General features: G+C 41.0%; 15 protein-coding genes. 12 read left to right on the plus strand and 3 right to left on the minus strand.

All coding sequences use genetic code 11. The features are described from left to right. Nucleotide 1: 1 nt before the first annotated feature. From NY014_RS09740 to NY014_RS09750, 3 genes are read left to right on the plus strand one after another with little or no spacing between them, the layout of a single operon-like run. The gene (locus NY014_RS09740; protein ID WP_259414402.1) at nucleotides 2-1075 is read left to right on the plus strand and encodes a lysylphosphatidylglycerol synthase transmembrane domain-containing protein; all 1074 of its coding nucleotides are present in this window, start codon (nucleotides 2-4) and stop codon (nucleotides 1073-1075) included. After that, nucleotides 1068-3527: a bifunctional UDP-N-acetylmuramoyl-tripeptide:D-alanyl-D-alanine ligase/alanine racemase gene (locus tag NY014_RS09745; protein ID WP_259414403.1), complete on the plus strand. Its 2460-nt coding sequence runs from the start codon at nucleotides 1068-1070 to the stop codon at nucleotides 3525-3527. Before NY014_RS09740 ends, NY014_RS09745 begins: the two co-directional genes overlap by 8 nt. 38 nt (nucleotides 3528-3565) lie before the next feature. Then, complete coding sequence (locus NY014_RS09750) at nucleotides 3566-4372, plus strand: ion transporter (protein WP_259414404.1); 807 nt, start codon at nucleotides 3566-3568, stop codon at nucleotides 4370-4372. Nucleotides 4373-4498: 126 nt separating this feature from the next. Here the strand turns inward: NY014_RS09750 and NY014_RS09755 are convergent, their stop codons facing one another. Next, nucleotides 4499-4921, minus strand: coding sequence for a nucleoside-diphosphate kinase (locus NY014_RS09755; protein WP_259414405.1), 423 nt, complete (start codon nucleotides 4919-4921; stop codon nucleotides 4499-4501). Between the two features lie 187 nt (nucleotides 4922-5108). Between NY014_RS09755 and NY014_RS09760 the strand changes: the two genes are divergently transcribed. Genes NY014_RS09760 through NY014_RS09775 form a run of 4 tightly spaced genes read left to right on the plus strand, consistent with a single transcriptional unit; the run spans nucleotide 5109 to nucleotide 8224 of the window. Further along, on the plus strand, nucleotides 5109-6143 hold the full coding sequence (locus NY014_RS09760) for a DHH family phosphoesterase (protein ID WP_259414406.1): 1035 nt from the start codon (nucleotides 5109-5111) through the stop codon (nucleotides 6141-6143). A gap of 30 nt (nucleotides 6144-6173) precedes the next feature. After that, on the plus strand, nucleotides 6174-7100 hold the full coding sequence (locus NY014_RS09765; protein WP_259414407.1) for an FKBP-type peptidyl-prolyl cis-trans isomerase: 927 nt from the start codon (nucleotides 6174-6176) through the stop codon (nucleotides 7098-7100). Between the two features lie 15 nt (nucleotides 7101-7115). Next, on the plus strand, nucleotides 7116-7670 hold the full coding sequence (locus NY014_RS09770; RefSeq protein WP_259414408.1) for an FKBP-type peptidyl-prolyl cis-trans isomerase: 555 nt from the start codon (nucleotides 7116-7118) through the stop codon (nucleotides 7668-7670). After that, a complete protein-coding gene (locus NY014_RS09775) occupies nucleotides 7667-8224 on the plus strand; it encodes an FKBP-type peptidyl-prolyl cis-trans isomerase (protein WP_259414409.1) in 558 nt (185 codons plus the stop codon). Before NY014_RS09770 ends, NY014_RS09775 begins: the two co-directional genes overlap by 4 nt. Before the next feature lie 61 nt (nucleotides 8225-8285). Here the strand turns inward: NY014_RS09775 and NY014_RS09780 are convergent, their stop codons facing one another. Beyond that, complete coding sequence (locus NY014_RS09780) at nucleotides 8286-8870, minus strand: methyltransferase family protein (RefSeq protein ID WP_259414410.1); 585 nt, start codon at nucleotides 8868-8870, stop codon at nucleotides 8286-8288. A gap of 33 nt (nucleotides 8871-8903) precedes the next feature. Here NY014_RS09780 and NY014_RS09785 point away from each other — a divergent pair, with 33 nt between their 5' ends. Together NY014_RS09785 and deoC are read left to right on the plus strand one after the other, a co-directional pair. Next, a complete protein-coding gene (locus tag NY014_RS09785) occupies nucleotides 8904-10112 on the plus strand; it encodes an NAD(P)-dependent oxidoreductase (protein WP_259414411.1) in 1209 nt (402 codons plus the stop codon). After that, nucleotides 10105-10770: a deoxyribose-phosphate aldolase gene (gene deoC / locus NY014_RS09790; RefSeq protein WP_259414412.1), complete on the plus strand. Its 666-nt coding sequence runs from the start codon at nucleotides 10105-10107 to the stop codon at nucleotides 10768-10770. Before NY014_RS09785 ends, deoC begins: the two co-directional genes overlap by 8 nt. Here deoC and NY014_RS09795 read toward each other — a convergent pair. Further along, nucleotides 10767-11876: a Na/Pi symporter gene (locus tag NY014_RS09795; protein WP_259414413.1), complete on the minus strand. Its 1110-nt coding sequence runs from the start codon at nucleotides 11874-11876 to the stop codon at nucleotides 10767-10769. The two genes, deoC and NY014_RS09795, sit on opposite strands and share 4 nt — an antisense overlap. Before the next feature lie 240 nt (nucleotides 11877-12116). Here NY014_RS09795 and NY014_RS09800 point away from each other — a divergent pair, with 240 nt between their 5' ends. The 3 genes from NY014_RS09800 (at nucleotide 12117) to NY014_RS09810 (ending at nucleotide 14403) form a co-directional block, all read left to right on the plus strand. Further along, nucleotides 12117-13253, plus strand: a complete 1137-nt coding sequence (locus NY014_RS09800) for a hypothetical protein (protein ID WP_259414414.1) — start codon at nucleotides 12117-12119, stop codon at nucleotides 13251-13253. Further along, nucleotides 13253-13696: a nucleoside deaminase gene (locus NY014_RS09805; RefSeq protein ID WP_259414415.1), complete on the plus strand. Its 444-nt coding sequence runs from the start codon at nucleotides 13253-13255 to the stop codon at nucleotides 13694-13696. The genes NY014_RS09800 and NY014_RS09805 overlap by 1 nt, the downstream gene beginning before the upstream one ends. A 104-nt stretch (nucleotides 13697-13800) precedes the next feature. Further along, nucleotides 13801-14403 carry a superoxide dismutase gene (locus NY014_RS09810; protein WP_259414416.1) on the plus strand — a complete coding sequence of 201 codons (603 nt, stop codon included), beginning with the start codon at nucleotides 13801-13803 and terminating at the stop codon, nucleotides 14401-14403. Nucleotides 14404-14608: the final 205 nt, after the last annotated feature.

Consider the following 14608-nt stretch of genomic DNA (forward strand, 5'->3'; position numbering starts at 1 on the left):
TATGAAGCTCGACAATAAGAAGATTTTCAAAACACTGAATCCCAATAAGGTTTGGGTTCCGATTTTGATCGGTCTGGGGATTGTCTTCGCCATGTTTTATCTGGATCCCAATGTCAATGCACAGACTTTAAAAGGCGTTTTTGATGCTTCCCTCCCTTATATATTTCTGGCTATTTTGGTTATTATTTTTCGAGATGCCGGCTATGTCTATCGGATTCGAGAAATCACCCAACAAGAACTTAGCTGGACTCGAGCTATCTATGTGATTATCCTCTGGGAATTTGCATCCGCCGTGACTCCTTCGGTCGTGGGAGGAACAGCCGTCGCCATCTTCATTTTAAACAAGGAAGGAATCAAATTAGGCCGAGCGATTTCCTTTGTCATGGTCACAGCCATCCTGGACAATTTATTCTTTGTAATTGGTGCTCCTATAATTCTATTTTTTGCGAAGGGAAATATTTTCCCTGAAAGCCAAGTACTGGAAAGCCAACTCGAAAATAGCCTGCAAGCAATTTTCTGGATCAGCTATGGCCTTTACGCTATTTATAGCTTGATTATGGCGGCAGCATTATTCTACAGACCTCGGGTTTTTAAATGGGTTCTGATCAAAATATTTTCTCTGAAATGGCTCCGAAAGTGGAAACACGATGCACAGGAGTATGGCAATCAAATCATTGAAGCCTCTAAAGAGCTCAGCGGAAAAAACTGGAGGTACTGGATTCCGATCATCCTGGCTACCATTTTTATTTGGAGCTCTCGCTACTTAATGCTTAATGCCTTGATTTCGGCTTTTGTCCCATTAAGTATAGAAAATCACGTCATCGTTTTTGCACGACAAGTCATCATGTGGATTGTCATGATGATTTCTCCAACTCCTGGAAGTTCGGGAACTGCCGAATTCTTTTTTGGACAGTTTTTTGCTCAATTTTTAGATGGATACACCTTTGTAACCAGCATTCTATGGCGTCTTCTCTCCTATTATCCTTACTTGATTTTAGGGGCGATTTTTCTGCCGAGATGGATCAAACAGGTGTTTTTCAAAAAGAAAAAGACAGGCGAAATAAGCCATGATTAATTCATTTACCAACCAAGAGATTGCTAAAATCTGTAAAGGAAAGCTAATAGCCGATTCCCCTGAGTCGGTAGTCGATCATGTCGCTATTGATTCCCGCCAAACTCTTTCTCCAAGCAGCTGTCTTTTTGTAGCCATGAAGGGCGCTAAAGCAAATGGGGTGGATTTTATCCCGGAGCTGATTCAAAAAGGGGTAAGGAATTTCATCATACCCACGACCTACTCTCCTACTTTTGAGCGAGGAAACTTTATCCAAGTGGATAACCCTCGGGCTGCCCTTCAAGATTTGGCAGCAGCTCTTCGCAGTCGCTTTGATGGTCCAGTTATAGGAATCACTGGCTCCAATGGAAAAACCATCGTCAAAGAATGGCTGGGTCAATTACTCGGTCAGGAATTTTCTGTAGCAAAAAGTCCAAAAAGTTATAATTCCCAAGTTGGGGTTCCACTTTCAGTTTTCGAAATCAAGCCATTTCATCAAGTTGCCATTTTAGAAGCAGGAATTTCCAAAGCCGGTGAAATGGCAAGTTTGGAACGAATTATTCGGCCTGATTTAGGGATTTTGACGAATATAGGGTCCGCTCATGATGCGGGATTTTCGGATCGCTTGAGCAAACTCCGGGAAAAACTCAGCTTATTTCAGGACTCTAAATTCTTAATTTATTGCAAGGATCAGGGGATTGTCTCGGAGGAAATTGAATATCTTTTTCCGACCGAAAAACTCATCTCATGGTCAGATCAACCGGGTGCAGATTACACTCGAGCAGTTAAACCCAAAGAGGATGAAAACCGGATTCTTCTGATCAAAAAGGATTTGAGCACCTTGACTTTTCGCACTCAACTACGGGATGCAGCATCACTCGAAAATATTACCCATGCTATCGTAGCTGCTTTGACTTTAGGTCTTTCAGCTCAAAAAATCCAACAAGGTTTGGATCAACTTCGCCCTGTGGATATGCGATTAACTTTGAAAGCCGGGTTGAAGGATTGTCTGTTGATCGATGATACCTACAATCATGACTTGGCAGGTTTGCGAGTGGCTTTGGATTTCATGAAGCAGCAGCGACCTAAAAGACGAAAAATTCTGATTTTATCCGATTTTCTCCAACAAGGAAAACCCGAGTGGATCTACCCTGAAGCCGCTCAACTTATACAAAATCATCAATTAGATCTGATTTTGGGTGTTGGGAGAGAACTCAGTCAACTAGCAGAATCAGGAGTTCAGAACCTTTACACTTGGGAAAAAACCGAAGATCTTTTAGCTCACTTGAAAGATTTTCAATTGCAGGATGATTTGATTCTGGTTACTGGTGCTCGGCCTTTTGAACTTGAAAAAGTCGTCCAACAACTTCAGCAGCGAGTCCACGGAACCACCTTGGAAATAAACCTCAATGCACTGACCCATAATTTCAATTTTTACAAAAGACTTCTAAAAGCAGAAACCAAAGTGATGGTGATGGTGAAGGCATTTGCCTACGGAGGAGGAGCTCCTGAGATCGCCAATCACATTCAAACTATGGGAGCAGACTACCTAGCTGTTGCCTTCACGGATGAAGGTGTTGCGCTCCGTCAGCAAGGAATTCATCTTCCGATCATGGTTTTGAATCCGTCGGAGGAATCCTTTGCCAGTTGTTTGGAATATAAGCTGGAACCTGTAGTCTTTAGTCCCGAGTTTTTTGAAAATCTAGCCGGCTGGACAAAAACTCATTCCGAAACGATGAAGATTCATCTCGATCTTGATACCGGGATGCATCGATTGGGTTTTGAAAGTCAGCATTTGGAAGAGTTGAAAAGGCTTATTCAAGAAAATCCGCAGCTCAAAATAACCTCCATTTTCACCCATCTTGCGGCTGCTGATGAATCAGAGGAGAACAACTATACTATTCAACAGCTTGAAGACTTTAAACAGATGACAGAAGAATTTCTGCCACTACTTCCTTACAAGCCAATATTACATGCATTGAATTCAGCAGGGATTGTAGCATTCCCAGAATTTCAATTTGACATGGTTCGATTAGGTATCGGCTTGTATGGTGTTGAGGTCACTGGAAATTATGCCTCTGATTTATTGCCTGTCAGCCAACTTAAGACAACGGTATCTCAGGTTAAAACCTTGCCTGCCGGGGCAACGATCGGGTATTCCAGAAGGGGTAAACTACCAGAGGGCGGAAAAATTGCCACCCTTCCTATTGGCTATGCAGATGGGTATGACCGACGCTTCAGCAACGGAAAAGGCTTTGTACTCATCCATGGAAAAAAAGCGCCTGTGATTGGAAATGTTTGCATGGATATGGTCATGGTAAATGTCAGCGAAATGGAGGTTGAAGCAGGGGATGAAGCTATTATTTATGGAGAAGAAATCCCTTTGGCTCCATTAGCAAAAGAAATCGGAACAATACCCTACGAATTACTGACTCATATCAGTAGCCGGGTCAAGCGAATCTATTTTCTAGATTAAAAACGCTTGTTGATGGGTGCTTTTTTATATCTTCCATCATGAAACTTACCAAAAAGAGAATTGCTGAAATTGTCTTTGACCACAACGATTGGGCATCCCGCACCTTCGATGTGGTCCTATTGGTCTTGATTTTTGGTTCGGTCATCGTGGCTACTTTGGATTCTGTTGCCGAATTGAGAAGTAGATTTGGTACCACATTTTACATTCTTGAGGTAGTTTTCACGGTTTTATTTACCATCGAATATATTCTCCGAGTTTGGTTGACCGGGAAAACTTTACGATATGTGACGAGCTTTTACGGCATAGTCGATTTACTAGCCATTTTACCTTTTTATTTGAGCTTTTTCGTGGCGGATGTGCAGCTATTGACCGTAGTCCGAGCCCTTCGCTTGCTACGGGTTGTCAGAATCTTGAAGTTGGGCCGATATTTATCCGAAGCTGACTTTATTAGTCAGTCTTTGAAGGCCAGCATGGCCAAGATTCAAATATTCCTTTTCACGGTTTTGACCGTGGTGCTTATCATGGGCACACTCATGTATTTGGTAGAGGGGCCATCTTCAGGTTTTACTTCAATACCACGCGGAATGTACTGGGCTATCGTGACCCTTACCACAGTTGGATTTGGAGATATTACGCCTTCCACCCCTCTAGGACAGTTTATTGCTTCTTTGATTATGCTTTTGGGTTATGCGATCATTGCTGTACCCACTGGAATCGTAAGTTCGGAAATGGCCAAGCGCCGAAATCCCCACGATCTTATTCACAGCAAAACCTGTCATTCCTGCGGAGCAGAAGGGCTGGGAATTGACGATAAGTTTTGTAAAAAATGTGGAGGGGAATTGTAAGAAACAAGTCGATTGAGGCTTTCCCTTGTTGAATTTTCATTTGAATCTTATTTGACCTATTTGAAATAAAAAAGCCCAAGGAAATTTTCCCTTAGGCCTTCTATTAATGTTGAGATTTAGGAGGAATTAACCTACTCTTTCGATTTGAGAGAAGTAGAAGTTTCCTTCAATCATTGCATTTTCGTCGGAGTCAGAACCGTGAACAGCATTGGCTTCGATTGATTTAGCAAAAATCTTTCGGATTGTACCTTCAGCAGCTTGCTCTGGATTGGTAGCACCGATCAATTTTCTAAAGTCTTCAACTGCATTATCTTTTTCCAAGATCGCTGCGATGATTGGTCCGGAAGACATGTACGCGCAAAGATCCTTGTAAAAAGGTCTTTCCTTATGTACTTCATAAAATTTGCCAGCCATTTCTGGAGTCAAACGGGTAGCTTTCATTGCCACGATTTTGAAGCCTGCCTCTTCGATCATTTTCAAGATTGCTCCTGAATTGCCTGCTCCAAAAGCATCAGGCTTGATCATGGTGAATGTTCTGTTTCCTGCCATGTTTATTTGAGTTTACATTGGTTTAATTCGGGCGCAAAAATAGTAGAAAAGGGTAGAGAATCCGAACTCCCCAAGATATTTATCCTTTATTGTTCTCATCTTCAACAGACTGAGCGCTTTGGCATTTGCGAAAAAAATCCTGACCTTTGCGCACTACTAGTGCCTTTGTGCCGTAGAGAATTAGATAATGGAAGCATTAGCCTCGTTTAAAAAAGAAATCTCCTCCCCCAAAAATATATTTATCACTACCCATGTTAAGCCTGATGCTGATGCATTGGGATCTTCCTTGGGTATGGCAAATTACCTGAAGAAAAAAGGTCATCAGGTGACCGTAGTGACTCCAACTGACTATCCTTCCTTTCTACATTGGATGGAAGGAAATGACTTGGTGCTAGACTTCAGCAAAGAAGAGGATCAGAAATTAGCCAAGGAAGCACTCAAAAAAGCTGACATGGTGATTTGCCTGGACTTTTCAGTATTGAATCGGGTAAATGAATTGGGAGAGCTCATCCGTAATTCGGATGCTTATATTGTAAATATTGACCATCATCAAGATCCAGAAGATTTTGCAGATTTCCGTTATTGGAGTACTGAAGCTGCAGCCACTTGTGAATTGGTCTATGAACTCATCGTCAAGTTGGGTGATCGAGATTTGATCGACAAAGATATTGCAGAATGCCTTTATGCCGGAATCTTGACCGACACGGGAGGCTTCAGGCATCCCAACACCACTAAAAACGTCCACCTAGTCGTAGCCGAGTTGATCGATTTGGGAGCAAACGTTTCGCAGATTTCCAATTGGATTTATGATTCAAATTCAGTCAATCGACTCAAATTTATTGGCTTCGCAATCACTCGACGTTTGATTATACGGGAAGACCTACACACCGCCTACTTTGTCATCAGCAAAAAAGATCTTAAAAAATATCAAAGCCGCACAGGAGATACAGAAGGCTTGGTGAATTATGCACTATCTTTGGACGGAATTAAATTGGCGGCATTGTTTTCAGAGCGAGAAGATGGAATCAAGATATCCTTCCGTTCTTCTGTAGACGTAGCTGTTAATAAATTTGCAGCGGACTATTTCAATGGAGGAGGGCATAAAAATGCAGCTGGTGGAAAATCAGATCAAAGCCTCAAAGACACCATCGAACGGTTTGAGAAGCTTGTGGAAGAGCATCAAGAAGAACTTTTCCATGAGAATGCTGTATCTGCCAATTGATCCCAAAAAATTAGAAACCTTACAACACTTATGAAAAACACCCTTAGCCTAAAAGCAATTATTGCTTTGTTTCTTATTGCAGGCACCATTACTTCCTGTCAAAAAACCAAAGTCACCCAGAAAGACGGGATCGAATACACCTATATCGAAGAAGGATCAGAGAAAGCTGATAACGGAGACATTTACTTATATCACCTTCAGATCAAAAATGCTGACGATTCTGTAATCTATTCTACCTTAGATCAGCCAGTACCAGGTTATCTAATGGCCAATGATACTATTCCTGTAAACAACGGAATGGACGAAATCTTCATGGCTTTGCGCAAAGGTGATAGCATTACCTTCAAATCAAGCGTGCAAACAATTTTTGGCCCTAACTTCCCTCCATTTCTAAATGCCGAAGATCAGCTAGAATGTAATTTGGGAGTGTTTGACATCATCTCTCAAGATTCTTTGAGCCAGTTTTTCATGGAAGCATCAAGAATCGAAAATGAAAAACGCGCTGAAAGAGCTAAAGTCCTGATGGTTGAGGACGGACAAAAAATTGAGGAATATGCTCAAGCTAATGGCTTGGACGTTCAAAAGACAGAAAATGGCTTGTACTATGTGATCGAGCAAGAAGGTACAGGACCAGAAACTACACCTGGGACTACCATGTATGTAGATTACGCTGGTTATTTGCTAGATGGAACCATATTCGATACTTCCATTGAGTCTCTTGCTCAAGAAAAAGGAATTTATAATGCTTCAAGACCTTATGAGCCACTTCCTGTAAACGTAGGAATGGGACAGGTAATTCCAGGTTGGGATGAAGGTTTGATGCTTTTGAAAAACGGCTCTAAGGCAAAATTCCTTATTCCTTCTCCACTAGCCTATGGCGAGAATGGAGCTGGAAGCTTGATCGGACCTAACTCTATTTTGATCTTTGACGTTGAAGTGAAAGACGTTCAAAAATAAATCAACTAGAACCCCATGAGATTACAACCTTTTGTATCCTTTCTTGCACTTATTCTAATTGGAATTTCGTTTTCTGCCTGTGTAGATCCTGAGTCTACAGTAGAAACCATCCTGGAAAGAGATAAAAAAGCCATTGAAGAATATTTGGCTGCCAATCCAATTACCGGTCCAAAGGATTTCGTAGATGAAATTACTGGCTTCCGGGTGATCTGGCAAGAAATGTCAAACAGTGGCCAATTGCCAGTCCCTGGGGATACCGTTCGGGTAAATTACACTGGAAAATTACTGACCAATCGAGTATTCGATACTTCCATCGAATCTGTGGCTCGGGAAAACAACATTTACTCAGAAAATAGAAATTACATTCCCATCAAATTTGTATTGGGAAGAGGCCAACTAATCGAAGGATTTGAAGCAGCTATCGCTGTTATGGAAGCAGGAGACAAAGCCACAGTGCTGATGCCTTCGCTCTATGGTTACGGAAATGCTTCTCAAGGAAATATTCCACCAAACTCTCCTTTGATATTTGAGCTTCATTTGATTGAAATCAAAAAAGGACCTCAACAATGATCAAATTTTTAAAGATTCCGGTCTTTGCTATCGTAGGTATCTTTCTGATGATGGCCTGTGAACCTAACAATCCATTTGTGGTAGGCCCTTCCTACGACGTGGAAGGAAATCTGGCTATTGATCGGGAAAAAATCGATGCCTACTTGGACACTGCCCGAATTGACAGTTTGTACAGAATTCATGATCCATCAGGAGTGGTAGTTATTGTCCAAGAAGAAGGTCAAGGTTCACGCCCAAGCAGTGGCAATGTAGTCTATTCAGACTATGTTGGATCCTTGATTACAGACGGATCTGTTTTCGATACTACCATCGAACAAGTGGCAATTGATAATGATATTTGGGTTGAGAACCGGGTCTATACCATTTTCAACTTTGTCGTGGGTTCTGGAGCTGTAATTACAGGTTGGGATATCGGGTTTAGAAGATTGAGACCAGGTTCGAAGGCAATATTCATCATTCCTTCACCTTATGCTTACCGGGATCAAACCAGCAATGCACGAATCCCACCCAACTCGGTCCTTCGATTTGACATTGATTTCTACGGACTCGATTAAAATCAAAAACACTATCAAGAAGCCACTTCAATACCATTTGAAGTGGCTTTTTCTATTTTTACTATCGCCTAAACTTCGGGATTATAGCAGGAACTTCCTTTCGATAATTCAGGTAATCTTGACCGAATTGCGCGATCAAGTTTTTCTCTTCAAAATATATCCCGATGGGAAGATAAATGATCAGACACCCCAAATGTACCAATGAGGTGTAAGTACCGGATACCAAAAAGTATCCAATAAAAATTAAAACCAAACCAGCATATAGCGGATGCCGAATGCGTTTATACCAACCCGATACAATAAGGTGCTCCGACTTCGAATCATCCTGAGGCTTTAGCCCAATAAACTTACTAAGCGACCAAGCCTTAGAACTCTGCACCATAATGATAGTCCCAAAAGCAGCCAACATATACCCAAAATATTCTGCTAAGCCTTCCGGATAAAAAACCGGCTGAGGAGGGATTTTTAGCGTAAACAAAACCAACAGAATAAATAAAAAGAGGGAAAAAAGAGAATAAAACAGCCTGTACCATTTATAGGCTTGTCCTAATTTTTCCTTCAAAATTCTTTTTAACTTGCCTGCCGCGAGAATACTATGCAAGGCATAGAACAAAGCCCATAAAAGGATCAAATAGAGGTAATTCATTTCTTAAATTTATCCAGTAAAGATTTACGCTGTATGAAAATCGGAATTATCCGTGAGGGAAAAAATCCCCCAGACAAAAGAGCTCCTTTTTCACCTGAGCAACTCAAAAGCTTGAGTGAGAAATATGCTGGAGAACTTCAGTTTTATGTAGAATCAAGTCCTATCCGGGGTTTTTCGGATGAAGAGTATCAAGAGGCTGGAATTGAGGTTCTGGAAGATATATCGGGATGCGATGTGTTATTTGGAGTAAAGGAAGTTCCGATAGACAATCTGATACCGAACAAGACCTATTTCTTTTTTTCTCATACCATCAAAAAACAGCCCTACAATAGAAAGCTGCTTCAAGCCATTTTGGAAAAAAACATCCGCTTGATCGATTATGAAGTGCTAACGGATGAGACCGGGAATCGGGTTGTTGCCTTTGGTAGATGGGCTGGCGTCGTAGGGGCGTATAATGCCTTTTGGACTTATGGACAAAAAACTGACCTATTCCATATCAAACGGGCTCATGAGTGTTTTGACCTCAAAGAATTAAAAGCAGAACTCCAGAAAATTCAACTCCCTCCTGTTCGAATTATTTTGACAGGCACAGGTAGAGTGGGAAAAGGAGCCAAAGAAATTCTGGACAGCATGAAAATCCGTCAAGTCAGTCCTGAGGAATTTTTGAACCAGTATTTCGAGGAACCTGTCTACGTTCAATTGGATGTAGGAGACTACAATCGCCGAAAAACAGACGGAGGATTCGATAAGCAGGAGTTTTATGATAATCCATCTCTTTATGAGAGTCATTTTTCCAAATATGCCGAACAGGGCGAAATCCTTATTGGGGCAGTTTTTTGGGATCCAAAAGCGCCGCAGCTTTTCCAAATCAATGAGATTTCCTCGCCGGATTTCTCAATTTCGGTGATTGCAGATATCACTTGCGATATCAATGGATACATCCCTACTACACTACGACCTTCAACCATTGCTTCTCCCGTATTTGATGTAGATCGAGAAAGTGGTCAAGAGCTCCCTGCCTTTGGAAAGCAAAACAGTATTTCCATGATGGCTATTGACAATTTGCCTTGTGAGCTACCGCGTGAAGCGACTCAGGACTTTGGTAGTCAATTGTCAGAATGGATAATCCCTGCCTTATTGGAAGAAAATTCCCCGATTCTAGAGAGAGCGACGATTGCTCGTGATGGGGATTTGACTTTGGAATATATGTATCTAACTGACTACGTAAAAGGGAATGAATAACTTCAACCGGTTTTTAGAATCCACACTACTAAAGCCAACAATGAAGTTGGAAGAGGTGGATGTTTTAATTCGAGAAGCTATCGAATCACAATTTATAGGAGTTTGCGTCCCTCCATTTTGGGTGAAGAAAGTAAGCAGGGAATTAGAAAAAGAGGATATCCAAACCGTGACCGTGATAGGCTTCCCATTTGGCTTTGAGGATACAGCCAGCAAAGTTGCTCAAACGCAGGAAGCAATTATGAATGGGGCTGATGAACTAGATTTGGTTTGGTCCCAGACAGCTTACCATTCCGGCATGAACTGGCCAAAAATTGAAATCGCCCAAATCGCGAAACTATGTCATGAGGAGGGCAAAATTCTAAAAGTAATCATTGAAACAGCTTATTTGGATAAAGCCCAAATCAAGGAAGCCTGTTTGATTTGTCAGGATGCCGGCGCTGATTTTGTCAAAACCTCCACAGGATATGCTCCCTCTGGAGCTAAGGTAGAGGATATTCAATTAATGCGGGAAACCCTTTCCTCCAATACCGGAATCAAAGCAAGTGGCGGAATCAAAACCTTGGATTTTGCTCTGGAATTAATTCAGGCAGGTGCAGACCGAATCGGTGCAAGCAGCGCGAAGGCACTTTTTCAAGCTTGGAAAGAAACCCAAGCTTAATCTGAGCTTAGGTAAATCAATAAAAAGGGGATAATAAAGAAAGTCAGCAAGAGGTAAGCAAATCCCCAAACCCGCGATTTAACGGATTTCTTTCCCATGTAATTGGCGAGATTCAATGGAATTTCGCGCAACCTTGGAATACCCAGGATGATTAAAGCCCCGAAAGTATTGAATAAAAAGTGGACAATGGCCAATGCAATAGCAGCTTCACTTTTATAGAATGCTGCAATTCCTGCCGTAATGGTCGTACCAATATTCGCACCTACAATAAATGGAAAAACCTTTCTCAAGGTTACTTTTTTGGTAGCAACCAAGGGTACAATCAAGGAAGTGGTCACCGTACTGGACTGAACTGCGGCTGTAAAAAAGGTCCCATAAAGGAAAGCCAAATTTGGATTTTTAAAGATCACATTATTGATCTCTTGGAAACTATCCTTGACAAAGGTACGGTAAACAGAGGTCGCCAATAATTTGATAGCAGCAAACACCAAAAAGACAGCAAGAATGGTGGTCAAAAAAGGAATGTCAATAATATCGACTAGCCATTGGGTGACGGGTCGAGTAAATAGTGTATGGTAAATCATTGGCCCTGTGAACTCTTCGGAAGGTGCGAACCAATGAGCAAAATAGATAGCCAGTTTGGTTAAAGGCTTAAAATATAATTCTAGCGGAAGCAGAATAATAACCGTGATGATATTGAATATATCATGAATTATACCGGCCGATAGCGCTCTTTTAAATTGTTTCTTTTTCATGATATAGGAGAAAGAAACCAAGGTACTTGTCAGAGTCGTACCAATATTTGCCCCCATCACCAAAGGAACCGCTTGATCCAAAGTCATTGTGCCTGCGGCTACTACAGCCACTACGCTTGAAGTTACCGTAGAACTGCTTTGTAGAAGCGCAGTCATTAACAATCCGATGAACAAGCTGATAAATGGGTTTTGGGTAGCAGAAAACAGGTCTTTTGCTACTCCACTATTTAAATCCCCCATGGATAACGTGAGTAAATCGATAGCAAAAATGAATAAGAGCAGGGCAATCAGACCGATTACATAGCTCTTCCATTTTTTATTTCTTTTTGGCTCAATTTCCCAGTTTTCCATGTATCTCGATCGGGGACGTCTTGTATTAAATTAGACTTTTTGAATTGGAAAAGTACGCGAAGATTAATCAGGTAGTATCCAAAATTTCATTTGATTACAGGGCAAAATTTGAAATTTTTTTAGGATTAACAATATCAAAAAAGCTAATATTCGAGGTAATATTTTGGACTTAACAATTTCTTAACACTATGAGCTAAAATAACTTACTTAATTTTGCTCAATCTCCTACCAAAAGAAACCATGGCCAAGAAAAAAGTCATTGACCAAAACATCAATCAGGAAAACCTTTCCAAAACAGCATATTCATTATTTGACTTTACCAAAAAAGAAAAAACTTTTTTGATAGTCATCTGTATTTTGATTTCGATTGCGGCAATCATTGCACCCTATACCTATCCTGCCATGTGGTTTGGATTTTTCCTGGCAGCCTATTCTGCGATCGCCAATGACAGTATTCAGACCATCGGAACATTCATCGCTTCTAACCAACATCGAAAATGGTATTGGCTTTGGATTTTCATGGGGATGATTTTTGTGGCTACAGTCACTTACAGTTGGGTAGTCTATGATGGAGATGTGAGTCATCAGCGTCTATCTGTTCCAGGATTGGAAAAGGCACCTGAGAATTTCGTCTTTTTGCAATTAGCCGCCCCTATTGTCTTGCTGGTAATGACTCGATTGAGAATGCCAGTTTCAACCACCTTCTTACTTCTCAATGTTTTCACCTACAAAGCAGGAACCATTGCAAGCGTAATGGTAAAGAGTTTCTTTGGATATATCCTGGCATTTGTGGTAGCCATTATTGTTTGGTTTTTACTAGAACGATTTGTTAAAAATTATCTCAAGGGAAAACCTAAGCCTTACTGGACTGTATTGCAATGGATAACATCCGGAACACTTTGGTCAGTTTGGATTATGCAAGATGCGGCCAACATTGCGGTTTTTCTACCACGTCAATTGGGAACCTTTGAGTTTATAGCATACGCAGGATTTGTATTTATTGGACTTGGATTTCTTTTCTACATGAAAGGAGATAAAATCCAAGGCATCGTAAACGAAAAAACCAATGTAACAGACGTAAGGGCAGCAACTATTGTAGACTTCGTCTATGCAATTATACTTTTCTACTTCAAGCTGTACAACAATGTACCGATGAGTACCACCTGGGTCTTCATTGGACTATTGGGAGGTAGAGAACTTGCCATTGCAATAGGAAAACATGGTAAAGCTAAAAACAAACAAGCTTGGAGATTTAAAGCCTTGAAACTTGCAAGTAGCGATCTTTCTAAAGCCACAATCGGATTAGTTGTATCACTGATTTTGGCCATCGTAATCAATGAAGGTATTCGAAATGAAATATTGGATTTCTTCAGATAATGGAGCTCTATTCTGATGAATATTTCATGAATGAGGCGCTCAAGCAGGCACAAATTGCCTTCGAAGAAGGTGAAATTCCTGTAGGGGCTGTCATCGTTTCGAAAAACCGAATTATCGCCAAAGCATACAATCAAACTGAAAAACTGCAGGACGTGACCGCTCATGCGGAAATGATTGCTATTACTGCTGCAGCCAATACCCTCGGTGCCAAATATCTTACAGACTGTCGACTTTATGTGACCTTGGAACCTTGCACTATGTGCGGAGGTGCGTTGTTTTGGTCCCAAATCTCTCAGGTCTTTTATGGAGCTTCTGATCCGAAAAGAGGGTTTAGACAAACAAATCCGAAAATTCTTCATCCCAAGACAAAGATTATCGGAGGCCTTTTAGAGCAAGAATGCGGTGATTTGATACTTAGATTTTTCGAAAAACTCCGGAAATAGGATGTTTTTTGACAGAAAAGAACCTTTTATCTACGATAAGAGTTTACCAAGCAGATTCTGTAGAAAATTTTATTAGATGTTTAACCATAAATTTTAGAGAAAAAATGGCTTTTGAACTACCATCTTTACCTTATGCATTTGATGCCCTTGAACCGCATATCGATGCAAGAACTATGGAAATCCACTATGGTAAGCACCACAATGGATACGTAACTAATTTGAACAATGCTGTAGCAGGTACTGACTTGGAAGGCAAATCCCTTGAGGAATTGATGCAAGTAGCAGGTGCTCACACTGCAGTTCGTAACAACGGTGGCGGTCACTTCAACCACTCTTTGTTTTGGACAGTCCTAAGCCCTAATGGTGGTGGCGAACCAAGTGGTGCATTAGCTGAAGCAATCAACACCAAGTTTGGAACTTTTGCTGAGTTCAAAGATACTTTCAACAAAGCTGCCGCTACTCGATTCGGTTCAGGCTGGGCTTGGTTGGTTGTGACAGAAAATGGACTTGCTGTCGCTTCTACTCCAAACCAAGACAATCCTTTGATGGACATTGCTGAAATCAAAGGAACTCCAATCCTTGGGCTAGACGTATGGGAGCATGCCTATTACTTGAATTATCAAAACAGAAGACCTGATTACATCTCTGCTTTCTGGAATGTAGTTAACTGGGCAGAAGTAGAAAAGCGCTATCAAGCAGCTCTTTAATTCAAAGAAAATATTTAGAATTTCAAAATCCCCGGGTGTCCGATCCGGGGATTTTTTTGTTCGGCCTGATACTAAAAACTGTTCGTTTTCGTACAACGTCAATTTTTAACAGATTTTAAAAATGGCCCATACAGTCTTTTCTTAGGCTTTTTGATCAAATGGCATTTGTTTTTCATAGTGTGGTATGAAAACAATTCAAACCAAC

It is taken from the genome of Algoriphagus limi (assembly GCF_024919275.1).
In the GTDB taxonomy this organism is placed as follows: Bacteria; Bacteroidota; Bacteroidia; order Cytophagales; family Cyclobacteriaceae; genus Algoriphagus; species Algoriphagus limi.